We start from the raw sequence: 26127 nt of genomic DNA on the forward strand, positions 1-26127 counted from the left end.
AAATTTAAACCTTGGTTTACTTATAAGTATCAATTTAACATAAATCCTGAAACAAAATAACCAATAGTACATGCAGCAAATATTTAATTTTATATTTAAAAACAGTAATCGATTACTGTTTTTGCTGCTTTTGGGCATTTCACTTGTGCTCACTATTCAATCTCATTCTTTTCACAGAAGTAAAATAATAAGTTCTGCTAACTTTTTAAGTGGCGGAGTTTACGAAAAAGTTAATTCCATAAATGAGTATTTGAATTTAAAAACTCAAAATGATGCACTTGCACTGGAAAATGCTGAATTAAAAAACCTTCTATTTAATCGCAAAGATACTACTGCCGTACAAAAATTAGACAGCTTAAAAGGTGTAAAAGCTGAAGACATCATCGTTTCAAAAGTGATCCACAATTCATACAATGTTTATGAAAATTATTTAACACTGAATTCTGGTGAATTGCAAGGTGTAAAACCAGATATGGGTGTGATAAACAGCTTAGGGATTGTAGGAATCATTGACAATACTTCTCCACATTATGCGACTGTAATTAGTATCTTAAATAAAAAATCTCAAATTAACGCCAAGATTAAAAAATCAAATCATTTTGGTTCATTGGTTTGGAATGGAAAAAGTACTGGTTTTGTTCAATTGATAGATGTACCTCGATTAGCAGCAATAAGAAAAGGAGATACGATCGTAACCGGCGGACAATCTGTTATTTTTCCTGAAAATATCAATATTGGAACTATTTCTAAAATTTATATTGATAATCAGACCAACTATTACACTCTTGATGTAAAACTGTTCAATGATATGACCAATTTAGGTCATGTTTACATCATAAAAAGCAAAAACCGCGAAGAACTTATTAATTTAGAAAAAGGAAAAAAAGATGAATAGCACGTTGTTAGTCAATATTTTCCGTTTTGTACTGCTATTAGCAGTCCAAATTATTATTTTTAATAATATGAATTTTTTGGGCTATATAAGTCCATTTCCTTACCTTCTTTTTATAATATTATACCCTGTAAACGGTAATAAGTCAGGATTATTGATCGCCAGTTTCTTCTTAGGTCTTATTATGGATATGTTCAGTAATTCTGGAGGTATCCATACCACAGCCTGTATCCTTTTAGCCTATTTCAGACCTTATATTTTTAAATTTTCATTTGGATTAAGCTATGAATACCAAACAGTGCGATTAAATGATGTTTTAACACCTGAAAGATTCTCTTTTATATTAATGTCAGTTGTAATTCATCACTTAGTATTATTCGTACTAGAAGCATTTCAATTCAGTTTTATCTTAGACGTTTTACTTCGAACCCTCCTCAGTAGTATATTTACAATACTAATTTGCATTATAATAATATATCATATTAAGCCAAACAAAAGATGAGAAAATTATTGCTGCCTTCCTTAATCATTGTTGCAGCATCATTGCTAGTAATACGAATTTTCTATTTACAAATTATAGATGATTCGTTCAAACTAAAATCAGACAATAATGCCATAAAAATAAAATATGATTATCCGGAAAGAGGTTATATTTATGACAGAAATGGCAAATTATTAGTTGCAAATCAGGCTTCTTATGACATCATGGTTATTCCTAGAGATGTCAAAGATATTGACACTTTGGAATTTTGTCAACTACTGGATATTACAAAAGAAGAATTTTTAAAAAGAATGGCAAAAGCCAAGGTATATAGTCCCAGATTACCTTCGGTTTTTTTACCTCAATTAAATAAAAGTGAATTTGCTGCTTTTCAGGAAAAAATACGAAAATATGAAGGCTTCTACTTTCAAAAACGTTCATTACGCGATTATGAAGTAGACTTTGGCGCTAACGTTTTTGGATTTATCACACAAGTGAACGAAAAATTGGTTGCAAAAAACCCTTATTACAATAGTGGTGATTTAATTGGACGACAAGGTGTTGAAGAAAGCTACGAAGATATTTTACGAGGAACAAAAGGTGTAAAATACTTCCAAAAAGACAAATATAATAGAGAAATTGGTTCCTACAAAGAAGGCAAGTACGACACTATTGCCGTACAAGGAGAAGACATAAACCTGACTATTGACGCCGAGCTTCAAAAGTATGGCGAACAATTAATGATCAATAAAAGAGGAGGAATTGTTGCGATAGAGCCAAAAACTGGTGAAATACTAGCTCTTGTTACTGCACCATCTTATGACCCAGGAATACTGGTAGGAAGACAACGATCTAAAAACTACACATTACTATATCATGATTCAATAGCAAAACCTCTTTATGACCGTGGATTGCTGGCAGAATATCCTCCGGGATCACCATTTAAAATCCTAACTGGCTTAATAGGCCTTCAAGAAGGAGTAATAAATGAACAAACGACCTTCATGTGTCATCATGGATTTAGTTATGCACCAGGTCGATTTATGGCTTGTCATGGTTTTGGACCACATCAATTGCACAACGGGATTTATAATTCTTGTAATACTTATTTTGCAAATGTTTACTTACGAATTATAGGAAAATATAATAGCGCACCCTATGCAGTAGATGTTTGGAGCAATCACGTAAAGAGTTTTGGACTGGGTCAATTTATGGGTTACGATTTACCTACTGGAAAAAAAGGAAAGATACCCAATTCAAAAACGTATAAGAAAATATATCCTGATTGGCGTTGGAGTGGAAAAACTATCATATCCAATTCCATCGGTCAAGGAGAAGTTTTAATGACTCCTATCCAACTTGCAAATATGATGGCAACAGTTGCAAATGAAGGATATTATTACACCCCTCACATCATCAAAAAAATTGAAGGTCAGAAAATTGATAAAAAATTCACGACCAAACACGTCACCACAATAGACAAAAAGTATTACAAACCAATGATTAGCGGTTTATTCGATGTGTATAATTTTGGAACAGCACATGGATTGAATGTACCAGGAATTGACATTTGTGGTAAAACTGGAACAGCCGAGAATTATGCAAAAATCGATGGAAAAAGAGTAAAACTCGAGGATCACTCTATATTTGTTGCTTTTGCACCAAAAGACAATCCCAAGATCGCAATAGCAATTTTAGTAGAAAATGGTGGTTTTGGAGCTACAATAGCAGGACCTATTGCCAGTTTAATGATTGAGAAATATCTTAGAAAAAAAATAACTAGAACAGATTTAGAAAAAAGAATACTTGAAAGAAGTTTACAAGACCGATATGCAAAATTAGGCGGAATGAAAGAAGCCAGCTTAATAGAAACAGTCCCTAAAGATTCTCTTCTAAATAAAAAAATAGTAAATCCTATAATTAAAACGGCGGCCCCAATTATTACAGTAGATTCTACTAAAGAAAACTAATAAGCAACCTATTTCAAATGAAAAACCAAAGCGTAACGAACAATCTTGACTGGATATGTATCATTATCTATTGCCTATTAGTAATAATGGGTTGGTTAAACATTTATTCCTCTTCCTTATCCTCTATGGAAGGAACCTCCGACAAACAGCTTATATTTATTATATTAACAATTCCGTTGATTTTTATTGTACTTTATGTTGATGGGAAGTTCTACGAAAAATATGCTAGTATTATTTTTGGCGTTTCTCTATTATCATTGCTGGGTTTGTTTGCATTTGGTAAGACCATCGCGGGACAACGTTGTTGGTATGGCATAGGAAGTTTCACCTTACAACCTTCCGAATTTGCAAAAGCAGCTACAACATTGGCATTAGCCAAATACTTAAGTGATCCTCAAATTAATTTGAAAGATGTTAACAGGCAAATACAGGCTCTTGCAATCGTCTTTTTACCAGTAATGCTAATATTACCGCAACCTGACCCGGGAAGCGCACTTATTTACAGCATTTTCATTATCGTTTTATACCGAGAAGGACTTCCTTCCTGGTATGTTTGGACCGGCTTTATTACGATTCTCTTATTTGTACTTACATTAGTATTAGAACCTCAATATGTGATTTTATTAGCACTATTGGTTCTCATCATTATACATTTCAAATCTCGGCTATCAGACAGAAACATAGTTTTAAGCGGAATTCTATTCGCCATAATCACTGGATTTGTATTATCAGTAAATTATGTATTTGTGCATGTATTTAAGCAACATCATAGAGATCGTTTCAATATTTTGCTTGGAAAATCAGTGGATATGAAGGGAATTGGGTATAATACCAACCAATCCGAAATTGCAATTGGCTCAGGAGGCTGGATAGGCAAAGGTTTTCTTGAAGGAACACAAACCAAAGGAGGTTTCGTACCAGAGCAACACACTGATTATATATTTACAACAGTAGGTGAAGAATGGGGATTCATAGGTTCATTAGTTGTTATTGGACTTTTCGTAGGCTTATTTCTAAGATTAATATACCTTGCAGAGAGACAAAAAACAAAATTTAGCAGGGTTTATGGCTATTGTGTAGCAGGAATTTTATTCATTCATTTCTTTGTAAATATTGCAATGGTCATAGGGGTTTTTCCAACAATTGGAGTACCGCTGCCTTTCTTTTCTTATGGAGGATCAGGACTTTGGGGTTTTACTATTTTACTATTTATATTTATTAAAATGGATGCCAATAAAGTAAATGAATGGTAAATGGAATGTCATATTGGGAGCTAAATCCTGCTATTCATTTCAAGTTTTTTACCTCGTTAAAGTTTTAATTATTTTTTCAAGAGCTTCCGCTGGTCGCTTTGAAAAAATATAAAAACTAATAAACGAGCCATCAAAAGCTTTCCATTACTATCAGGGCTAATTAAAACTCCAACTTTTATAATCACTATTTTTTTCCAATTGATTTTCTATTCTGTCCTCTAATTTAGGAAAGAAATCTATTCCTGTCAATTTTTCAATATAATCGACCGAAACAACAAAATCATACAAAGGTTTATCACTTGCTTCATTTGGAACAATAAAAGCAATCATTTTATATTCTCCATCGAACTTATCTAACAAAATTTTATAAAAATACTTTGGGACCGAAACATTTTCTCTTCCTATAGTTTTAAGTGACGATTCTAAAACTCCACCAGTAACAACATAAACACCATCATATTTTGTAGCCCAATAACGAACTTTTTGTTCTAATCTATTCCAAACTCCTTCATTAAAAGGATGCAACTGTGGAGAAATATTGGAAGTAAAAAAGGTATCGTTATAAGCATTTCTCGAGAATTCCATGTCGCCTGCCGGGCATAAATGACCTTTATCGAAACCTGATTTCTTGTAATTCCTCCAATCGGCAGAACCCGTTTTTACTTTAGAATCTTCAACAAAAAAGGGTCTTTGAAAACTATTATTTATCAGATAATTTTTCTTCAATTCGTAAGCTACCCATTCTGCTTGCTCATGTTCTTCATTATACGATAATGTAAAAAATTCGTGTTTTACAATTTGATTAGTTGTTGAAGATGGCAAAAAGTTAAAAGAGAGATTTGATTTTTGAGAATATCCTTCTACAAAAGTTTTTTTATTCACTTGAAAACTATTCAGTTCAACTGAATCACGATTATTTGAATCCTTCTTACAGGAAGTAATAAAAGTTAAAATAAACAAACCAACAACTGAATATAAAAACTTATACTTTCTCATTTCTATTACTATTTAAATCATCCTAAATTAAAGAAAAAACAATACACCATAAAACTAAATACGCTCCAATTATTCCTATTAGAACAACTAGAGCGTATTTACAATAAAAGCAATCCAAGAGGTTGAGGAAACTAATTTAAGATTTAGCTAATTTCTCTTTTTTTAATTTCGCGGGAAGACTCTTTTTTACAATTGTTTTCGCTTGTAAATCATCCAAAACATTTAATGCTTCTTCAACATAAATATCTTTTGATAATGCTTCATGCCATCTGTCTCTTTTTTCTTTTAAAATCAAATCTTTATTAACTTCATCCATCTCATAAGGTAATGATGCAAACTTGAGTGCATTTTTATAATCAACTAAAGGTTTATATTTTTTAGCTTTTTCCTCTATTTCATTTTGAGCAGTTTTAAATTTATCAATGTTCAAACTATAGTTATTGTCTTCACTTCTACTGTCAATCCACTTTGCATTTTCCTCAATCAATTGGAATTGGGAACTTTGAGAAATCCTTTTCTTACTATTGGCAATTGCCTGATTAAAATTTGTATTTTTATTCCATACTGTATAATCAGCAGGATCTATTTTATCCCAAGGCATCGCATTATCCACATCACGTTCCCCCATTTTTAAATAAGCATATCTGTCTGGCATAACAATATCACTGCTAACTCCTTCAAGTTGTGTAGAACCTCCATTGATTCTGTAAAATTTTTGTGTAGTAGTTTTTACTGCTCCTAAATCTCCCACCGCACTATTACGAACAAACTGGTTCAAATCAATCACATTCTGCACTGTTCCTTTACCATAAGTTTGTTTACTACCTATGATAATCCCTCTTTTATAATCTTGAATTGCAGCTGCTAAAATCTCAGAAGCTGATGCTGAAAAACTATTCACCATAATTACTAGCGGACCGTCCCATTCAATTTTTTTATCTTTATCAAACAGTACTTCTTTTTTCCTACCAGCTGATTTTATTTGAACTATAGGACCTTGTTCTATAAATAAACCTGCAATATCTACAACAGTTGATAACGAACCTCCACCATCATCGCGGACATCCAATACAATACCACTAACTCCAGCACTTTTCAAACGTTCCACTTCCTTAGCAATATCTTTTCCAGCATCTCTACCATCTTTATTTTCAAAATCAATATAGAATTTTGGCAAATAAATAACCCCATATTTCAGTCCGTTTTTATTTACAATACTTGATTTAGCATAAGTTTCTTCAATCTCAACAATATCTCTGATAATTGAAATAACCTTAATCGTTCCATCTACTTTTTTAACGGTAAGTCGCACTTCAGTCCCTTTTGGCCCTTTAATCTTTTTTACGACATCATCAAGACGCATCCCAACAACATCTACCGCTTCTTCGTTACCTTGAGCAACTTTCATCACTAAGTCTCCTGCTTCAAGTTGTTTCCCTCTCCATGCCGGACCTCCAGAAATAAGTTCAGATATTTCAGTAAAATCATTTTTCTTTTGAAGACGAGCACCAATTCCTTCTAATTTTCCGCTGATACTTACATCAAATCGTTCTTTCTCTTCGGGTGCAAAATAACTGGTATGTGGATCAAATCGTGATGTAATTGAATTGATATAAACTGAAAACCAATCATTTCTATCTAAATCTTTCATAAAACCAAAATACTCATCTAATGATTTCAAAGCACTTTCTCTTGTTTCTTTTTCTAATTCTGTAAAAGTTTTAGGTTTACCGGCATCAACTGCTTTATTGCTTTTCTCCTTAGCAGGATTAATAATGTCAACTTTACCCTTTTCGCCATTGTTTAAAAAATCCGAACTGACTTTATCATCTTGTTCTATAACTCCATTGGCTTTATTTTCTTGAATTTTAAGGCGATCCGTCAATGATGAAAGTGTTGACAATTTAATCTGTTTGCGCCATTTGTCAGCAAGTTCCTTTTCGTCTTTTGAATAAGGTGCTTTTTCATAATCCGTATTAAAAGTCTCATCAATATTATAATCAAATGGTTGACTCAAAACACTTTTGTATATCTTTTTACTTTCTTCCATTCTTTTCATCAAACGATCGTAAGTAAGATTAAAAAAAGTTAAATCTTTATTCAATAATTCATCGTCTAATTCAGTCTCATATTTTGAAAATTCATCAATATCAGACTGCAAGAAGAATCGTTTAGAAGGATCTAAAGCTTGGATGTAATCTTTATAAATTCCTTTGGAAAAAGTGTCATCTATAGCTGCAGGATTATAATGTCCTTTTTGAATTACAAAAGTTAATAGTTCTAATAGCAACTTATCTTTATCTGGATCTTCCTCTTTTGATGCATTAATTTTAAATGCAAATAATGTTGCTGAGAGACAAACAACAACAAGAAGTATTTTATAATTTCTTTTCATAAAGTCAATAATAGTATTCATCAATTTTTAAACTAAATTACGGTAAAAACTATGCCAAGTATAACAAGGACTGCATAATTTTTTGTTAAAGATATAAAAATGTTTTTTTTCATCTGGGTTAAATATCTGAAGTTAATAAATTTTATTTTCTTTGTTTATATAATATGGTTTTGTGTAACTACATTTGCTATTTAAAGATTTAAATTAGAAATTACTTTTTGAAAACATAAAATGACAAAACACTCAAAACCTTTAATATTAGTTACAAATGATGACGGGATTTCAGCTCCGGGAATCAGGGCATTAATAACAGTAATGGCTGAAATTGGAGAAGTAGTAGTTGTCGCACCAGATGCTCCACAAAGCGCTACGGGACATGGTATTACCATAAATAACACCCTTTATTTAAATAAAATTTCAAAAGAAAACGATAGCATTACAGAATACAGTTGTTCCGGAACTCCCGTAGATTGTGTTAAATTTGCCGTAAGCGAAATTTTGAAACGAAAACCAGACTTATGTGTTTCAGGTGTGAATCACGGCTCCAATTCTTCAATAAATGTAATCTATTCCGGGACAATGAGTGCTGCTGTTGAAGCTGGCATAGAAGGAATTCAAGCTATTGGCTTCTCCTTATTAGATTATGATTGGAATGCTAATTTTGAAGAAATAAAGTCATTCATCCGAAAAATAACATTGGAAGTTCTTGAAAATAAGCTTCCTGATGGGGTTGTCCTCAATGTGAATTTCCCCAAATTGAAAGAAAAAGAAATTCAGGGAATCAAGATTTGTCGTCAGGCGAAAGCTATTTGGATGGAAAAATTCGATAAACGCAAAACACCTCAGGGTAAAGATTATTATTGGCTTACAGGAGAATTCGTAAACCAGGACCACGGTGAAGATACTGATGAATGGGCATTAAAAAATGGATATATTTCTATAGTTCCCGTACAATTTGATTTGACAGCTCATCATGTAACACAACAACTTAACACCTGGAATTGGAATGAAATCGCCACTAAAAAATAGTTTGCGATAGCAACAATACATAAAAAGCGATACTATATATAACCGCTGACAAATAAAAATTTACTGATATGAATAAAATTGATTTATTAGAAGGATTTATAATTGGAATTATAGCTTCAATACTGGGGAGTTACCTTTTCATTACTTTTTTCACTGATTTTGATTTTATCAACGGTATCAAAATTATGCAATTTGAAGGCAAACTGGGCAAAATAATCACTTTAGGATCTATTCTTGATTTAGTGGTATTTGGAATTTTACTGAAATTAAACAAAGAACTCATGGCCCGCGGAGTAGTTCTTGCTGTAATTGTTATGACAATAGTATCTTTATTTATTTGAAAAACAATATTCATATCTTTGCTACATACAAAATATTGACTGTAATAGTTACTAATTTATTACCAATATCAAAATTTAAAACTCCAAAACTAAAAACATGAAATATTATATTATTGCTGGAGAAGCTTCAGGAGATTTACATGGTTCAAATTTGATGAAGTCACTTTACAAGGAAGAACCTAACGCTGATATACGGTTTTGGGGTGGTGATTTGATGCAAAATGTTGGTGGAACTTTGGTGAAGCACTATCGAGAATTAGCTTTCATGGGATTTATTGAAGTGATTTTTAATTTGAAAACCATTTTGAACAATATAAAAATATGTAAAAATGACATTCTGAAATTTCAACCGGATGTTCTAATATTCATCGATTATCCTGGTTTTAATTTACGGATTGCAAAGTGGGCAAAAGAATTAGGTATGAAAACCCATTACTATATTTCACCTCAAATCTGGGCATGGAAGGAAAGCCGCATCACAGAAATCAAACGAGACATTGACAAGATGTATGTCATTTTACCTTTCGAAAAAAGCTTTTACGAAGACAAACATCATTTTCCAGTTGAATTTGTAGGTCATCCATTGATTGATGCAATCCATAACCAAACTCCAATTGCCTCCTCCATTTTTAGAAAAGAAAATAAACTAAACGAAAAACCCATAATAGCCATTTTACCTGGCAGCCGAAAACAAGAAATAACAAAAATGTTATCGGTGATGTTGAGTGTTGTTACTGATTTTCCAGAATATCAATTTGTTATTGCTGGAGCACCAAGTCAGGAATATTCATTTTATGAGAATTTCATTTCGAATGAAAATATAAAATTCATATCCAATAAAACCTATGCATTATTGCAAAACGCAACGGCAGCATTAGTTACATCAGGAACGGCAACGCTTGAAACAGCACTTTTTAAAGTGCCTGAAGTAGTTTGCTACAAAGGCAGCTGGGCTTCCTATCAAATTGCGAAACGAATCATTACACTAAAATACATTTCGTTAGTGAATTTGATTATGGACGAAGAAGTTGTCACCGAATTAATTCAGGAAGACTGCACGACGAAACGTATTGGAGAAGAATTGAAAAAAATTCTGGAAACTAATCATCGGAAACAACTTTTAGAGAAGTATGACGTTTTAGAAGCAAAACTAGGCGGAATTGGTGCCAGCGAAAAAACAGCAAAATTGATTGTGGCTGATTTGCATTGATACCAATTCTTATAAAATCTACAAAAAACAAATCTTTTGAAACAACTGCTTTACCTTTTATTGATTCTTATTTTTTTTACAGCATGTAAATCAAGTTCTGTTATTGTTCCTGAAAGAAAAACGGAGGTAGACACTGACAGAACAAAGCATTTAATAGCACAATTAATTCATTCCGCTTCTGAAAATCTTGGCATTAAATATAAAAGTGGAGGCACAACAAAGGCAGGTTTTGACTGTTCAGGATTAATCTATTCCGTTTTTAATTCTTATAACATTCAACTCCCTCGTTCCTCTTTTGAACAATCAAAATTAGGATTAATCATTGATAAAGAGCGCGATAATATCAAAAAAGGAGATCTAATATTTTTTAAAACCAATAGAAAGTCTCAAATTAATCATGTAGGGATGGTAATTGAAGTTTCAGATGAGGATGTAAAATTTATTCATTCCTCTACTTCCAAAGGTGTGATAATTTCTTCTACAAAAGAGCCGTACTACCAAAACTCCTTTGTCCAAATAAATAGAATTCTCAGATAAACACGCTCAATATTTGTTTATAAAAAAATAAAGTTATTCTTACTAAAAAATTGTACTTTAGATAAATGAAAGTATTACAATTTCCTTTAGCGAGAATAACCTTTGGTTTCATACTAGGAATTCTATTTCCTTTTTATTTGAAAACCAATCCTATAGTAGTATTTATTCTTCTTATTGTTTCCATAATCACTTTTAGTTCTTTTTATTATTTATCGATAAAAAATTACACTAAAAATGTTTATTTTGGCATATCCACCTATGTACTTTCGTTTTTTATAGGAGCAACAACATTAATTGTCCATACTGATAATTACCAAAAAAGTAATTATATCCATTATAATTCTATTTTTGAAAAACCGCATTTGATTTCCGTTACACTACGCGAAAAATTAAAAAGTTCAAATTTTAATGATCGTTATGTTGCACTTGTGAACCACATTGATCAAACAGAAAACTCAGGCAGGATACTCTTAAATATTAGAAAGGACAGTTTGAATCATCAAATTGAAATTGGAACACAATTACGAATTAGAGGCACTTTATATAAAAATAGTCCTCCGTATAACCCTAACCAATTTGATTACAGTAATTATTTAGAGAACAAACAAATTTATGCCCAACTCTATGCAGATGCTGAAGATATTAGTGTCAGTTCAGAAATAGATAAGAACATTTGGTATTATACTTCTCGATTACGAACAAAAATCATCCATAACCTTGAGAAAAATAACTTCCATAAAACCGAATTAAATGTAGCTGTTGCGCTAATAATGGGACAACAACAAGATATTTCTCCAGAAATTATTCGGGATTATCAATATGCCGGCGCTGTGCATATTTTATCGGTTTCAGGATTACATATTGGATTCATATTACTTTTTGTCACTTTCATTCTAAAACCTTTACCTAATACAAAACGAGGCTCTTTTATCAAACTGATAATTATTCTGGCTTCATTATCCTTATTTGGATTAATCGCAGGATTAGCCCCTTCTGTAGTACGTTCTGTAGTTATGTTTTCGTTTGTTGCAATAGGCAGCCATTTGCGCAGAAGTGTAAATATTTACCACACTTTGTTGGTATCTATGCTGCTTATATTACTTTTTCAACCTTCCTTTTTATTTGATGTGGGATTTCAGTTAAGTTATATCGCGTTGTTTTTCATCATTTGGTTACAACCACTTTTAACTTCTATTTGGTTACCAAAAAATAAAATTTCAAAATACATTTGGGATATCCTCACGGTTTCTTTCGCGGCACAAATAGGTACTTTACCATTGAGTATCTATTATTTCCATCAATTTCCCGGCTTATTCTTTGTGACCAATTTAATTATCATTCCATTACTTAGCATCGTAATGGTTTTAGGTGTTGTAGTTATGGTATTGGCAGCATTTGGTTATGTTCCTTTATTACTTTCCAAACCACTGGAATGGAGTGTTTTTTACTTGAATAAAATCATCAATTCTATTGCCTCATTAGAGCAATTCATCATTCAAAACATTCCTTTTAATTTGTATTTTTTAATCAGCTTCTATTTAATAATAATCAGCGCTGTGCTTTGGTTCAAAAAGCCAAGTTTCAATAAACTGGCCATGATTTTAATTTCGTTTATCTTACTGCAGATTTCATATATAGAAAATGAATCCGACATACAAAACCAAGAAGAATGGGTGGTTTTCAATTCCAAGAAAAACACATTGATTACAGAAAGAAACGGAAAAAAAATCACCTTATATGGTAACGACAGTATTTTAAAAACTTGTCAAACAAACAATATCCTAACCTCTTATTTAGTTGGAAATTTCAGCACTTTGGAAACTAAAAAAAGAATTCAAAACACTGCTTTTTTCAACGGTAAAAAAATTCTGATTTTGGATAGTTTAGGAATTTATCCGAAAAATATAAAACCTGATGTTTTATTACTTACACAATCCCCAAAGATAAATTTAGAGCGTTTATTTCAATCTATACACCCCAAAATAGTTGTTGCCGATGCATCAAATTACAAGACCCTTCAAAAATATTGGAAAGCTACTTGCTATAAACAAAAAATCCCTTTTCACGCAACTGGTGAAAAGGGATTTTATAAACTAAATTGAAAATTATTTCTTTTTCAGAATTCCATTAGCAACTTCAAGCCAAGCGGTTGGTCCACCCGCCACATATCCTGTACTACCTAATCCTTCAAAATTTACTTTTCCTTCTTTATCGGTTCCGTTTGCAAAATAAATTGTTGGGAAACCTTGGATTGAAAAAGCCTGTTGCAATTCATTGTTCTGTGCTTTAATTTCGGGAGTTTGAGGAGTTCTTCTAGGATAATCTAATTCTACAAGTACTACATTTTCATTTGCCCATTTTTGAAATTCAGGAGTTTTCAATACTTCTTTTTGCAATCTGATACACCACCCACACCAATCGCTACCTGTAAAAAACAGCAACAATGGTTTTTTTTCTTTATTACCAATGGCAATCGCTTCTTTAACATCGGTATGCCAATTGAGCTCTTGTGCCTGTGAAGAAATGATTCCTATAAAGAATACAATTATTAAATATATTTTTCTCATAATCGATTTATTTTTGTACAAATTTAAACAAAAACAATACCAGAATTAATGTATACCATGCATTATTTTTTTAACAACAGGAGTTAAAAGCATAATTAACACTCCGATACCTATTGGTATTAAAGTAAAAATCAAGAAGAAAGTTGTCATAGAATATTGCGATGTAATTTCATCAATCATCCCACCCATTGTACCAGCAATTTTATTACCAATTGCAATAGCCAGATACCAAATTCCAAACATAATACCAATCATTCTACTTGGAACTAATTTACTCAAATAAGAGAGCCCAACTGGCGATATAAACAATTCTCCCATAGTATGGAAAAAATAAGCCAAAACCAACCAGATTAAACTTACTGAAGCTACTTTTGCCCCAGCAGGAATAGTACTTGACCCAAAAGCTAAAACACCAAAACCTATTCCTAGAAGTATCATTCCTAATCCATTTTTAATTGTCGCTGGCGGATTGTATTTGCTCTCCCATAATTTAGCCACCAAAGGTGAAAATGTAATAATAAATAAAGAATTAAGAATCCCAAACCAAGTAGCGGGAATTTCAGCTTTAACCTGTAAATACTGATCCTTGAGCATGTAGATTACCAAAAACCAAATAATTGCAAAACCAATTGCTAAAACAACATTCCCTAAAGCATATTTTTTGAACGTTTGCTTATATAGTTTCATTAAAACAAACGTTATAATTGCCATTGGGGTAACCGTCAAAATAGTATTTACAATATTAAAAATAATTTTAGAGTTCCCCACTAAAATTCTATTGGTGTAATCACTCGCAAAAATGGTCATAGAACCACCGGCTTGCTCAAAGGATGCCCAAAAAAATACGGTGATAAATGCCAAAATTATTACCGCTATCATTCGGTCTCTTAAAACAGGAGTGTATTGAGTAATTCTTTTTATTAAAACAAAAACAAAAAGCAACAATGAAAATAGAATTACGAAGTTACTTCCAGAAAGACTACCTACATTAAAATCAAACAAATTAAAATTGGATATTTTAGATACTGGGTCATTAATAATCCAAGCTAGACCAAGTACCGAAACCAAACCAATAATTGAAAGATCAAAAGCTGAAAACGGGTTTAATTTTGCAACAGATGGATCTTCATTATGATTTACAATTTCATTTTTAACAGGTTTAAGACCAATATCTCCAAAAATATTTTGAGTGAAATAAAATTGAAGCATTCCAATGAACATAAATATTCCTGCAAGTCCAAAACCATAACTCCAACCCCAATTTTCACTTTCACCAATATAACCACACAAAAGCATTCCTAAAAAAGCTCCCGAATTTACTCCCATATAAAAAATACTGAAAGCACCGTCTTTCTTCTCTATTTTATCTTTATACATGTGAGACAAAATCGAAGTCATATTAGGTTTAAACAAACCGATTCCTAAAACTAAGAAAAACAACCCAAGGTACATAAAAGCATGACTTGCTTCTTCCAAAGCCATTGATATATGTCCTAAAGTCATTAATAAACAACCGTAAATAACAGCCCAGCGATACCCAATGATTTTATCAGCAATATACCCTCCCAAAATAGGCGTCAAATAGGCCAATGCAGTATAAGAACCATAAATAGCCAAGGCGTGTTCTCTAGGCCATCCCCATCCAGGATTGTCGCCCATTATTGAAGATGTTAAAAACAAAACTAATAAAGCACGCATTCCGTAGTATGAAAATCTTTCCCACATCTCTGTAAAAAAGATAACAAACAATCCAGCCGGCTGACCTAAAACTGGATTTCTAAAAAAATCATTTGAATTTGAATCTGACATTTAATTTAGTTTTAATTATTTAACCTCTTGCATTAATTTTTTAATCAATGGTGTCATAATTATTAGAAAAACACCCGCAACAATCGAATAAACTGCTAATTGGTAATAACCTTCTGTGTAGGATTGAAGTTTAGAAACTAAAGTTGTCCCTGTATTTGATCTGGACATTTCAGCACCTAATTTTCCTGCCGCTAACTGCCCAAAGGCACTCGCTAAAAACCACAACCCCATCATCATACCAAACAATCGTTTTGGCGAAAGCTTTGTAATGATAGACATCCCTATTGGACCTAAACATAGTTCACCAATTGTAGTGACCAAATAGGCAAAAGTAAAAACATTCAAAGATGTAATTCCTTCAGCATTTGCAAAAAATCGAGTGTAATAAAAGATATAAAATGAGGCGCCAAGAAATAAAAATCCAATTCCAAATTTAATTACGGTATTTGGCTCTATTTTCTTTTTAGCCATCCATAACCAGAGTAATCCAACTATAGGACTAAAAACAACCACAAAAAAAGTATTTGAGCTATTATTGACTACATTAGGATCAATATTAAAAAATAACAAACTAGTATCTAAATTATCTTTGGCAAAAAGCGATAATGAACCTCCACTTTGTTCGTAAATAGCATTAAATAAAAAATAGAAAAATATAAATAAGAAGGCTGCAATTAGTTTTTTTTGAGCATTGATTTGCTTCAAATTAATCACTTCGAAAATGAAATACGAAATTGCAATAATCCCGATAGTGTACATAAAATAATCCGTATAATCCGTATTCTTTACCATGATAAATATAAACGGAATACTCAACAACGAACAGACGTAAACTGAAATCTCTCTGATTTTTCTTTTACTTGAAGTCAAATTTAACAAAGGAGAGTCACCTATTGGACCTAGATGTTTTTTTGTAAACAAAAAAGTCAGAAGACCAAAAATCATTACAATTGCCGCAGACAAGAAACACAATTTCCAAGAATAATATTTACCCAAATAAATACACAAAGCACCTCCTAAAAGGCCGCCTATATTAATTCCTGCATAAAACATCCCATACCCTGCATCTCTACGGTGATCACTTTCATGATATAATTCTCCAACCATGGATGAAATATTAGGTTTAAAAAAACCGGTTCCAATGATAGAAAATGCAATTCCATAATAAAACATGTCTTGAGGAGAAAAAGCGATTAAAAGATTCCCTAAGATCATTACAATACCTCCAAAAAAAAGTGACTTTCTAAAACCTAAAATTTTATCGGCAAAAATCCCTCCTATAAACGTAAAAGCATAAACAAAAGCCTGTATTGCACCATATTGCAAATTAGCCGCCTCATCTTTTAATAAAAGTTGGTCTACCATAAAAAAAGTAAGAACCCCTCTCATGCCGTAAAAGCAAAACCGTTCCCACATTTCTACCATAAACAAGTACCATAATTGTTTAGGATACTTTCCCTGAAAATTTTGTATTTGTTCTATAGTTAGCTTTGCATCCATATTTATTTATAAATTTTCTTTGATAAAGTTAGTCATTTTGGTGTACAATTGAATTCTAGTTTTACCTCCATAAATTCCGTGATTTTTGTCCGGATAAATTTGAGAATCAAATTGCTTGTTTGCTTGAATTAGCGCTTCCATCATTTGCATAGAATTTTGTACATGCACATTATCATCTCCTGAACCATGAATCAAAAGGAATTTCCCTTTTAATTTTTCAACGTGGTTTATTGGAGAGTTCTCATCGTAACCACTTGCATTTTCCTGAGGTGTTTGCATGTAACGTTCTGTGTAAACACTATCATAAAATCGCCAATTGGTTACCGGAGCAACGGCTATAGCCATTTTGAAAACGTCATTCCCTTTCATTATACAATTAGAAGCCATAAATCCTCCAAAACTCCATCCCCAGATTCCAATTCTGGATTTATCCACAAAAGAATAATTTCCAATAACTTTTGCTGCATCAATTTGATCTTCAACTTCGAATTTCCCTAATTCTTTTTGTGTGCATTTTTTAAAATCAGCACCTTTAAAACCAGTTCCACGTCCGTCAACACAAGCCACAATATAACCCTGTTGCGCTAACATCATAAACCAGTAATCATCATTTGCATTCCAGTCGTTATTTACTTGTTGGGATCCCGGTCCTGAGTATTGGTACATAAAAACAGGATATTTTTTAGTAGCATCAAAATCCTTTGGTTTTATCATCCATGCATTCAACTCATTTCCTTTTTCTGTTTTTAAAACAAAAAATTCTTTAGACGGTAAGCTATATGCTTTTAATTTTGCTGCTAATGCTTCGTTATTTTCAATAACTTGAACTTGCTTTCCTGTTTTGGCTTCATTCAAAGTGTAGGTAGTAGGCTGTAATGTGCTAGAAAACGTATTAATGTAGTATTGAAAATTTGGACTAAAAGTAGCGGTATTTGTCCCAACGTTTTTAGACAAACGGACTTTATTTTTTCCATCAAGGCTAATTCTGTAAATGTCTCTGTTAATTGATCCATTTTCTACTGATTGATAAAAAACGGTCTTTGTTTTTTCATCAAAACCATAGTAATTCGTCACTTCCCATTTTCCTTTGGTTATTTGATTTTTCAATTTTCCATTTTTATCATATAAATAAACATGGTTGAAACCGTCTTTTTCGCTAGTCCAGATAAAACTATTGTCTTTCAAAAAAGTCAAGTTGTCTGTAACGTCAACATACGCTTTGTCTTTTTCATTCAAAACAACTTTTGCTGTGCCTGAATTTCCATCAACAAATAACAAGTCTAAATTATCCTGATGACGATTCAATACTTGTGCGGATAGTAAATTGGCATCATTAGTCCATTTTATTCTGGCAATATAAAAATCATTGTAGTTCCCTAAATTAACTTTTTTGGTTGCATTGGCATTTACATCATAAATATGCAATGAAACCAATGAGTTTTTCTCGCCCGCTTTTGGATATTTAAATGTTTCAATTTTAGGATATAAATCTTTAGCAAATATTGACATTGAAAATTCAGGAACCTGACTTTCGTCAAAACGAATATAAGCTACTTTCTTACTGTCCGTACTCCAGTCAAATGCTCTTACAAAAGCAAATTCTTCTTCGTAAACCCAATCCGTAATTCCGTTGATAATATTATTTTTATTCCCATCCGTAGTAATTGGAGTTGATTTTTTAGACGCCAAATCATATACATACAAATTATTTTCTTTAGCGTAAGCTATCTTTTTACCATCTGGAGAAAAGGTAGGTTCCTGAATCTGAAAATCAAATAACTTTGTTAATTCTTTGGTTACAATATTGTACAAATAATAATCTGCAGTAAAAGAATGACGAAAAATTTGATTGGAGTTACACGCTAGCAAAATCAATTTTTCTTGAGCATCAAAAGTATAACTATCAATCATAGGCAATTCCTTATGGTCTTTAGTATCAATTAAAACAGCTATTTTTTTCAAGGAAGCAAAATCATATAAATCAATTTGCATGCTTCTGGAAGCTCTGTCAAAATTCAATACCGTATATTGATTGGTATTTTTCATGGATTGTAATTCATCCATCCCTTTGGCACGAAAAGTACCGTTGTAGATTTCATCAATTGTGATTTTTTGCTGACCAAAAACAGTAAAACACAAGAATAAAAGTAAGGCTGTAATTTTGTTTGAATTCATTTATAAATAATATTAAATTTTGGGAATATAGTTTATGCCATGAGGCATTATTTTCATTAGATATTCTTATTTTTAATCGTGACTATTTCGTCCTATTGATTTAAATATAAAAACCCTCAATTTTAGTGAAAAATTTACAATTATTTCACATTTGATGTGTTAAATGTTAAAAACAATATTAAAGCCGACAATTTATTGAAGATAATATGATATGACTAAAACAGCTAAAAGCGTATCTTTGCAGGTATACATACTATAATCTATTGAGAATGAATAACGCTGTATCCGGATTTTCTAAATTATCTAAAGATGAAAAAATTGATTGGATTGCAAAAGAATACTTTTCAAGTCCTTCTGAAGCAATAACACTTCTTAAAAACTATTGGAATTCAGATGAAAAATTACAGAAATTACACGATGAATTCATTGAAAATACAATAACTAACTTCTATATTCCGCTAGGAGTGGCTCCAAATTTCTTAATCAACAACAAATACCGAGCCATTCCCATGGCTATTGAAGAAAGTTCCGTTGTTGCCGCCGCCTCAAAAACAGCAAAATTTTGGTCCACCCGAGGAGGGTTTAAAGCCACTGTTATCGACACAGAAAAAATTGGTCAGGTGCACTTTATTTTTACGGGAGACATTTCTAAATTAGAATTATTCTTTATTCAAACCAAGGCAAAGTTTTTTTCGGAAACGGAATCCATCACTAAAAACATGCAAAAACGCGGCGGTGGAATTCTCGATATTGTCCTGAAAGACAAAACTAATTTACTGCCTAATTATTTTCAGCTTCATGCCACATTTGAAACCAAAGACAGCATGGGTGCAAATTTCATTAATTCCTGTTTAGAGCAATTTGCCAAAACATTAAGAGAAGAAGCACTAGTTTACAATCTCTTCTCAATAACAGAAAAAAACATTCAAGTAGTCATGAGTATCCTCTCTAATTACGTTCCGAATTGTTTGGTAAGAGCTGAAGTTTCCTGCCCTATTGAAGATTTAAGAGAAAAACACATTACCAATCCGCAAGAATTTGCAGAACGATTCGTTCAAGCAGTTCAAATTGCCGAAGTAGAACCCTATCGCGCCGTAACCCACAACAAAGGAATAATGAACGGAATCGATGCTGTTGTACTAGCTACGGGTAATGATTTTCGTGCCGTCGAAGCTGGAATTCATGCTTTTGCCTCAAGAAATGGTCACTATTCCAGTTTATCACATGCTAAAATAGAGAATGGCATTTTTAGTTTTTGGTTGGAAATACCTTTAGCTCTGGGAACAGTTGGAGGACTAACCTCTTTGCATCCATTGGTAAAACTGTCATTAGAAATGCTTGAAAAACCTTCAGCCATGGAATTAATGGAAGTAGTAGCAGTAGCAGGTTTAGCACAAAATTTTGCTGCTTTACGCTCCTTGACAACTACCGGTATTCAAGAAGGACACATGAAAATGCATTTAAACAATATCATCAATCAGTTTGAAGCCAGTGATGATGAACGCATTTTGATACACAAACATTTCAAGAAAAATACTATTTCACATAGTGCAGTAGTTGATTTCATCGAAAACTTAAGAAAATAAATCCTATCTATCAAGAGCTTAATCCCGCTGTACACTATATCTTTTGTGCCGAACCCCGTCACAAAAGGATGCCGTTCCCATCGGGGCTAAAAAAAATCATATGAAACAAACCTTTTACAGTAACGGAAAACTTTTAATCACGGGAGAATATCTTGTTTTAGATGGCGCAAAAGCTTTTGCATTACCCACAAAATTAGGACAAAACCTAATTATAGAAAAAGGAAGCAACAAAGAAATAATTTGGAAAAGCTACGATGCTGATGGAAGCATTTGGTTTGAAGATTCCATTTCATTTTCCGACATTGCTAATAATAGAAATTCAGAAAGTGAATCAGTAAAATCAACATTGATAACCATTCTTCACGAAGCTTATCTATTAAATTCTGTATTCATTCAGAATTCCGAAGGATACACCATTACCACTGAACTTGGATTTCCTAAAAGCTGGGGCTTAGGCACCTCTTCTACTTTAATAAACAACATTGCTCAATGGTTACAAATTGATGCCTTTACGCTACTTAAAAACAGTTTTGGAGGAAGCGGCTATGATATTGCTTGCGCCCAAAACGACACTCCTATTTTATATCATCTAGAAGAAGGAAAACCTATTGTTGAGAAAGTCATTTTTAGTCCGCAATTTACAGAAAATATCTATTTTGTATATCTCAACAAAAAACAAAGCAGTAAAACTGCAATAGCTTCCTATAACATCAATAAAAAAAATAATTTAGACCGAACCATTGCTATAAATGACAAAATAACTTTCGAAGTTTTAAAAGCAACAACCGTTAAATCATTTGCTGCAGCATTAGAAAAACATGAAACAGAAATGAGTATCATACTGGAAATGGAAACCGTAAAGGAATCTTTATTTCCAGACTTTAATGGAGTAATCAAAAGCCTTGGCGCTTGGGGAGGCGATTTTGTAATGGCAATTGCAACTGAAAATCCTAATGACTATTTTGCTTCAAAAGGATACAAAACGATTATCCCTTATGACGAAATGATTTTATCTTAATCCTAAAGTTCAATTTTCATTTTAAATTCTGATCTAACTTTCAAACAAAAAACTATATCAAAAACAAAATCCCGATACACTAAATTGTATCGGGATTTTTTATGTTTAAAATTAATTACTCGAATATTAGTAATTGAATTGTTTTCTATTGTCTTCAATTTTAGCATTCCCTTTCAATGCAGGAATAACTCTATTTACATCTGAAGCGCTTTGTGCTTTCAATTTAGCAACGTAAGCTTCATGACTTTTCAAAGCTGGAGCTTTTACTGTACTCATGTTTTTCACAACATAAACACCTGTATTTCCTTCAATCGGAGCTGATAACTTATTTGCTGTTAATGCAAATGCATTTCCTACAACTTGAGGCTCTTGACCTGCACCAACTAACATTGGGTTTTCCATTGTAACAGCAGTTGCTTGTTGAACAGATGACCCTGTAGCTTTAGCAATTGCTTCAAGAGAAGATCCAGTCATTTTAGCTTTAATTAATTCTGCTTTTTTCTTGTTTTTAAGAATTGGCTCTACATATGGCCTAGCTACTGTAACTGAAACCAAACCAGATTTATCGACATTTTTAACTTTAGCGATAACATGACCTAGATTAGCCACTTCAAATCTTTTTACAGCACCTACTTTAGTATCATCTTCAAAAGCCCATCTTACGATTGTTCTTTGATTTCCTAAAGGACCAAAAGTTTCATCCATTGCTTTTACAGTAACTGGAGCTGCAATTGTAAGTTTCATGTCTTTTGCTAATTTGTCAAAATCTTTATCAGCAGCATCCATTTCAAATTTAGTTGCCTGAGTAAATATTTTATCTGAAGTAGCTTCTGAAGCTTCAATTTTTTGAGCTACTGTTGCCAAACGAATTCCGTCTTGTTTATCAGTAACTTTGATGATATGAAATCCGAAAGGTGTTTCAACTAATCCTACTTTACCAATTGGATTACTAAAAACAAAATCATTAAACGGCTTCACCATTTGGTTTGGACCAAAATATCCTAAATCGCCACCTTGCTGCGATGATGAATCATCAGAATTAGTAAAGGCTAACATCAAGAAACTGTCTGGATTTGCATTCACCTGTGCTAATATCGCTTCTGCTTTTGCTTTAGCTTGCTCTTTAGTTCTTTTTTCTTTTTGATTAGGAACTTGTGTTCCTTCATAACTAATTAAAATGTGGCTAGCTTTTACATTTACACCTAATTTTTTACCCATAGATTTTGAAATACAGTAGTATTTTCCAAACATATACGGTCCATAAACTTCTCCTGGAGCAAGATTAAACAATCTATCCGCATCAACTGCAGGCAAATCTTTCTTAGCAACATACGTTGAATCATAAGGAACATCAGAATTTGAATTTACAAACTCGATGTTATTTGTAGCTGCTCTAAATCCTGGTAAAGTATCGTTTTTACCAGTCGCTTGATTATAAACCACACTTCCGGTTAACAATCCGTTTATTTTAGATTTAACTTCATTCTCATCAGAAGCTGAAGCTTTATCTTCAATCAATACATATTCTACTTCACGAGATTCATCAGCTTTGTATTTTTTTTCATTTTTCTTCATGAAATCTACAATCTCCGTATCAGTAACTTTTACATCGCTGTCTTTAATTGTGGAATATAAACCTGCAACGTAAGCAAAGTTAACTTTATTTGCTTCCATTTCATATTTCAACTTTCCTTCACTTTCAGTAGTATAAACTGCTGCTTTTATCAAAGTATTATATATTTGATACTTCGCATTCAACTCAGCATCTTTTTCTCTGTCTTTCAAGTATTGTGCTTGAGCTGGATTTGATTTGAAATATTCTTTGAATTTTGCAATATCAAACATACCGGCAGCATTCATGAACAATGGATTTTTACCAATATTCTGATCTGCTTTTAAAACTTCTAATAAGTGCTTTTCACCTACTCTCAATCCTAGTTTATCAAACTCAGAAGTCAATAAAGCGATAGAAACCTCTTGATCCCAAACTCTGTTAGCTGCAGCTGTTGAAGTAATTCCTTCTTGACTTTTCTCAACATTGCTTACTTTGATTCTAAAATCTTCAAATGCGATGTCTTTCCCATCAATACTTCCTACATCTTTGGTATTTTGACCAAGACCACCTTTACCAATAAGATCTTGTATTATAAATGCAAATAATGCTATAGCAATAGCTGCTATTAATAAGGCGGAACGTTGTCTAATTTTTGCTAAAACTGCCATTTTTATTGTTGTTAATTTTTATATTCAGTTTGCGAAAATACAATTATCTAATTAATAATTATAGTAGTAGCGTTTTATTTTACAAGAAATTTCAATTTTATAAAAAATTTCAGTCTCTTAGCGACATTTTAACTAATTCTATTTTCTTGTTTGTGGCTTCTTCTATAACAAAATGAAAGATTCCTATTGCAATAACATCCCCTTTTTGAGGAATTTCTTTGGTATGATCAACTATAAAACCACCAAGAGTTCCATAAGAATCACTTTCGGGAATACGAAGTTTATAGGTCTGATTTAAATACTCCACGTCAAGTCGCGTTGAAAAAATATAGGCATTATCTTCGAGTTCATTTTCAATTAATTCTTCTTCTGAATCGTGCTCGTCTTCTATTTCCCCAAAAAGTTCTTCTACAATATCTTCTATGGTAATAATTCCAGAAGTTCCGCCATATTCATCCAAAACAACTGCTACACTTTTTCTTTTTTTTGTCAACAAATTCATTGCATCCTTAATGTAAATGGTCTCCGGAACAAATTCAACAGAAATTACAATTTCTTTGATACTATTCGGCTTTTTAAACAAATCGAATGAATGCACATACCCTACAATATCATCTAGTGAATTTTCATAAACGACAATTTTAGAATACCCTGTTTCTATAAATAACTTATTCAATTCCTCAATAGAATCATACACATCAATTGCTACGATTTCAGTCCTGGGGCTCATCACATCTCTTGCCTTGACTCCTGAGAACTCCAATGCATTTTGAAACATTAATATTTCAGAATCCACTTCTTCATCATCTTCTACCGTACTCATTTGTTCTGTTATGTAATTACCAAGTTCCACTTTACTAAAATATAATTGCACTTGGTCTCCTTCGGTTTTAAAAAATTTCTTTAAAACAAAATCCGAAACCCAGATAAAAAAAGTAGAAATAAAATAAAATAAAATATAAAAGAGATAAGCAGGTACAGCAAAAAACTTTATTAAGACGTTCGCATAAATTTGAAAAAACACTTTAGGCAAAAATTCCGCAGTTATCAAAACTATCAATGTTGAAAGCAATGTTTGAAGAAACAAATTCAATAAACTTGAAAAATGAAATCCCAAAGACTCAATCCAATTCATCAATAATTCACCCATAAAAAAACCATAAACAACTAATGCTATATTGTTTCCAATAAGCATAGCAGCAATAAATTTAGAAGGTTTTTCGGTAAGTTTTGTAAGTATTTTAGAGACGAAGTTATCTTGTTTTTTTTCTATTTCAAGATAAATTTTATTCGAAGAAATAAAAGCAATCTCCATTCCTGAAAAAAAAGCACATAGTATTAAACACAGTATTATAATACTAATTTCCATGTGCTATAATTTTTTATTTCGATCTTCAAATTTTTTAGCAAATTTCATTCGGAAGAAAAACATAAAGATTGCTAATCCTGCGATAAGAAAACTCAGCCAAGGAGTGCCATCAGGTGCATTAAACTTAGTTATACCATCATAAATGAAGTAAGCTCCAAAAACAAGATAAAGATAAGGGGTGTATTTTAAGTACGTCATGATTTATTTGAATCTATAAAATTATTCGGCTGTTTGTATTTCACCAGCTATTCTTTGTGAGTTAATCACTTTAAAGTCTTTACTAAAATCAATTCCTTGTCCGTTGGACGTTCCTTTACTATCAGTAAATTTAAACTTTTTTTCTGTAAAAAACCATTCGTTTTTTTGATCGTAGTACAATTGTTCCGTTTCCAGGGTCTGACCATTTTCAGATTTAATTTTTACTTTACCCTGTAAATCAATTATCCCAGTGATCTTGTAAGAAACCGCGTAATTTGAAGTTATAAAAGTTTTCTTTGCTTTATTATCGTAAAGGGTGACATCGATACCTTTTGGAAACTCAGTAAACGGGAAATCCACACTTGAATAATCTAACATTTTAGGACTCATCAAAACTGCTTTAATCAATCCTGAATCAGTATACTTCAAATTAACCTTATCAGCATCACCTGAAGGAACAAACTCAGAAAAATTTATTTTCTGAACTTCTTTAAAATTACTTTCACACCCAAAAAACAGAGTCACAGCAAAAACTGTGACTACTGGAAAGAATATATATTTTTTTAGTAAAGGCATAC

Annotated in this window: 21 protein-coding genes; 11 read left to right on the forward strand and 10 right to left on the reverse strand. The window is 32.2% G+C overall.

What is annotated here, in order from left to right; translation table 11 throughout:
- Window positions 1-70 precede the first annotated feature (70 nt).
- Genes mreC through rodA form a run of 4 tightly spaced genes read left to right on the forward strand, consistent with a single transcriptional unit; the run spans window position 71 to window position 4596 of the window.
- Window positions 71-895 (forward strand): rod shape-determining protein MreC, encoded by an 825-nt coding sequence (gene mreC, locus T410_RS02620; RefSeq protein ID WP_035668440.1) that lies wholly within the window; start codon window positions 71-73, stop codon window positions 893-895.
- Window positions 888-1394 carry a hypothetical protein gene (locus T410_RS17190; protein WP_035668442.1) on the forward strand — a complete coding sequence of 169 codons (507 nt, stop codon included), beginning with the start codon at window positions 888-890 and terminating at the stop codon, window positions 1392-1394. The genes mreC and T410_RS17190 overlap by 8 nt, the downstream gene beginning before the upstream one ends.
- Entirely contained in the window at window positions 1391-3343 is a 1953-nt protein-coding gene (mrdA, locus tag T410_RS02630; protein ID WP_035668444.1) for a penicillin-binding protein 2, read from the forward strand. The genes T410_RS17190 and mrdA overlap by 4 nt, the downstream gene beginning before the upstream one ends.
- A gap of 17 nt (window positions 3344-3360) precedes the next feature.
- A complete protein-coding gene (gene rodA, locus T410_RS02635; RefSeq protein WP_035668446.1) occupies window positions 3361-4596 on the forward strand; it encodes a rod shape-determining protein RodA in 1236 nt (411 codons plus the stop codon).
- 156 nt (window positions 4597-4752) lie between these two features.
- On the opposite strand, the gene T410_RS02640 is transcribed toward rodA, so the two are convergent.
- Window positions 4753-5592, reverse strand: a complete 840-nt coding sequence (locus T410_RS02640; protein WP_035668448.1) for a DNA/RNA non-specific endonuclease — start codon at window positions 5590-5592, stop codon at window positions 4753-4755.
- A 136-nt stretch (window positions 5593-5728) separates the two neighbouring features.
- On the reverse strand, window positions 5729-8008 hold the full coding sequence (locus tag T410_RS02645) for a carboxy terminal-processing peptidase (RefSeq protein ID WP_035668450.1): 2280 nt from the start codon (window positions 8006-8008) through the stop codon (window positions 5729-5731).
- A gap of 210 nt (window positions 8009-8218) precedes the next feature.
- On the opposite strand from T410_RS02645, the gene surE reads away from it, so the two are divergent.
- From surE to T410_RS02670, 5 genes are all read left to right on the forward strand, one after another.
- Entirely contained in the window at window positions 8219-9016 is a 798-nt protein-coding gene (gene surE, locus T410_RS02650) for a 5'/3'-nucleotidase SurE (protein WP_035668452.1), read from the forward strand.
- A gap of 68 nt (window positions 9017-9084) precedes the next feature.
- Window positions 9085-9357: a hypothetical protein gene (locus T410_RS02655; RefSeq protein ID WP_035668455.1), complete on the forward strand. Its 273-nt coding sequence runs from the start codon at window positions 9085-9087 to the stop codon at window positions 9355-9357.
- A gap of 97 nt (window positions 9358-9454) precedes the next feature.
- On the forward strand, window positions 9455-10567 hold the full coding sequence (gene lpxB, locus T410_RS02660; RefSeq protein ID WP_035668457.1) for a lipid-A-disaccharide synthase: 1113 nt from the start codon (window positions 9455-9457) through the stop codon (window positions 10565-10567).
- Between the two features lie 36 nt (window positions 10568-10603).
- Window positions 10604-11104: a C40 family peptidase gene (locus T410_RS02665; protein ID WP_035668459.1), complete on the forward strand. Its 501-nt coding sequence runs from the start codon at window positions 10604-10606 to the stop codon at window positions 11102-11104.
- A gap of 65 nt (window positions 11105-11169) precedes the next feature.
- Entirely contained in the window at window positions 11170-13206 is a 2037-nt protein-coding gene (locus tag T410_RS02670) for a ComEC/Rec2 family competence protein (protein WP_035668461.1), read from the forward strand.
- A gap of 3 nt (window positions 13207-13209) precedes the next feature.
- On the opposite strand, the gene T410_RS02675 is transcribed toward T410_RS02670, so the two are convergent.
- The 4 genes from T410_RS02675 to T410_RS02690 are packed head-to-tail and all read right to left on the reverse strand — an operon-like array spanning window position 13210 to window position 19155.
- Window positions 13210-13671, reverse strand: coding sequence for a thioredoxin family protein (locus T410_RS02675; protein ID WP_035668464.1), 462 nt, complete (start codon window positions 13669-13671; stop codon window positions 13210-13212).
- 45 nt (window positions 13672-13716) lie between these two features.
- Window positions 13717-15480 carry a peptide MFS transporter gene (locus T410_RS02680; protein WP_035668466.1) on the reverse strand — a complete coding sequence of 588 codons (1764 nt, stop codon included), beginning with the start codon at window positions 15478-15480 and terminating at the stop codon, window positions 13717-13719.
- Window positions 15481-15495: 15 nt separating this feature from the next.
- Entirely contained in the window at window positions 15496-16980 is a 1485-nt protein-coding gene (locus tag T410_RS02685; protein WP_035668468.1) for a peptide MFS transporter, read from the reverse strand.
- Window positions 16981-16986: 6 nt separating this feature from the next.
- Entirely contained in the window at window positions 16987-19155 is a 2169-nt protein-coding gene (locus T410_RS02690; RefSeq protein ID WP_035668469.1) for a S9 family peptidase, read from the reverse strand.
- A 269-nt stretch (window positions 19156-19424) separates the two neighbouring features.
- Between T410_RS02690 and T410_RS02695 the strand changes: the two genes are divergently transcribed.
- Both T410_RS02695 and T410_RS02700 read left to right on the forward strand, forming a co-directional pair.
- The gene (locus tag T410_RS02695) at window positions 19425-20741 is read left to right on the forward strand and encodes a hydroxymethylglutaryl-CoA reductase, degradative (RefSeq protein ID WP_035668470.1); all 1317 of its coding nucleotides are present in this window, start codon (window positions 19425-19427) and stop codon (window positions 20739-20741) included.
- A 100-nt stretch (window positions 20742-20841) separates the two neighbouring features.
- Complete coding sequence (locus T410_RS02700; RefSeq protein ID WP_035668472.1) at window positions 20842-21759, forward strand: GYDIA family GHMP kinase; 918 nt, start codon at window positions 20842-20844, stop codon at window positions 21757-21759.
- Window positions 21760-21885: 126 nt separating this feature from the next.
- Here T410_RS02700 and T410_RS02705 read toward each other — a convergent pair whose 3' ends face one another.
- The 4 genes from T410_RS02705 to lptC all read right to left on the reverse strand — a co-directional run bounded on the left by T410_RS02705 (window position 21886) and on the right by lptC (window position 26125).
- The gene (locus T410_RS02705) at window positions 21886-23982 is read right to left on the reverse strand and encodes a peptidylprolyl isomerase (RefSeq protein WP_035668475.1); all 2097 of its coding nucleotides are present in this window, start codon (window positions 23980-23982) and stop codon (window positions 21886-21888) included.
- A 109-nt stretch (window positions 23983-24091) separates the two neighbouring features.
- Window positions 24092-25351, reverse strand: a complete 1260-nt coding sequence (locus T410_RS02710) for a hemolysin family protein (protein WP_035668477.1) — start codon at window positions 25349-25351, stop codon at window positions 24092-24094.
- Window positions 25352-25354: 3 nt separating this feature from the next.
- On the reverse strand, window positions 25355-25549 hold the full coding sequence (locus T410_RS02715) for a hypothetical protein (RefSeq protein WP_035668479.1): 195 nt from the start codon (window positions 25547-25549) through the stop codon (window positions 25355-25357).
- A 21-nt stretch (window positions 25550-25570) separates the two neighbouring features.
- Window positions 25571-26125: an LPS export ABC transporter periplasmic protein LptC gene (gene lptC, locus T410_RS02720; protein WP_035668481.1), complete on the reverse strand. Its 555-nt coding sequence runs from the start codon at window positions 26123-26125 to the stop codon at window positions 25571-25573.
- Window positions 26126-26127: the final 2 nt, after the last annotated feature.

The sequence above is a fragment of the Flavobacterium sp. 83 genome, assembly GCF_000744835.1.
Classification (GTDB): domain Bacteria; phylum Bacteroidota; class Bacteroidia; order Flavobacteriales; family Flavobacteriaceae; genus Flavobacterium.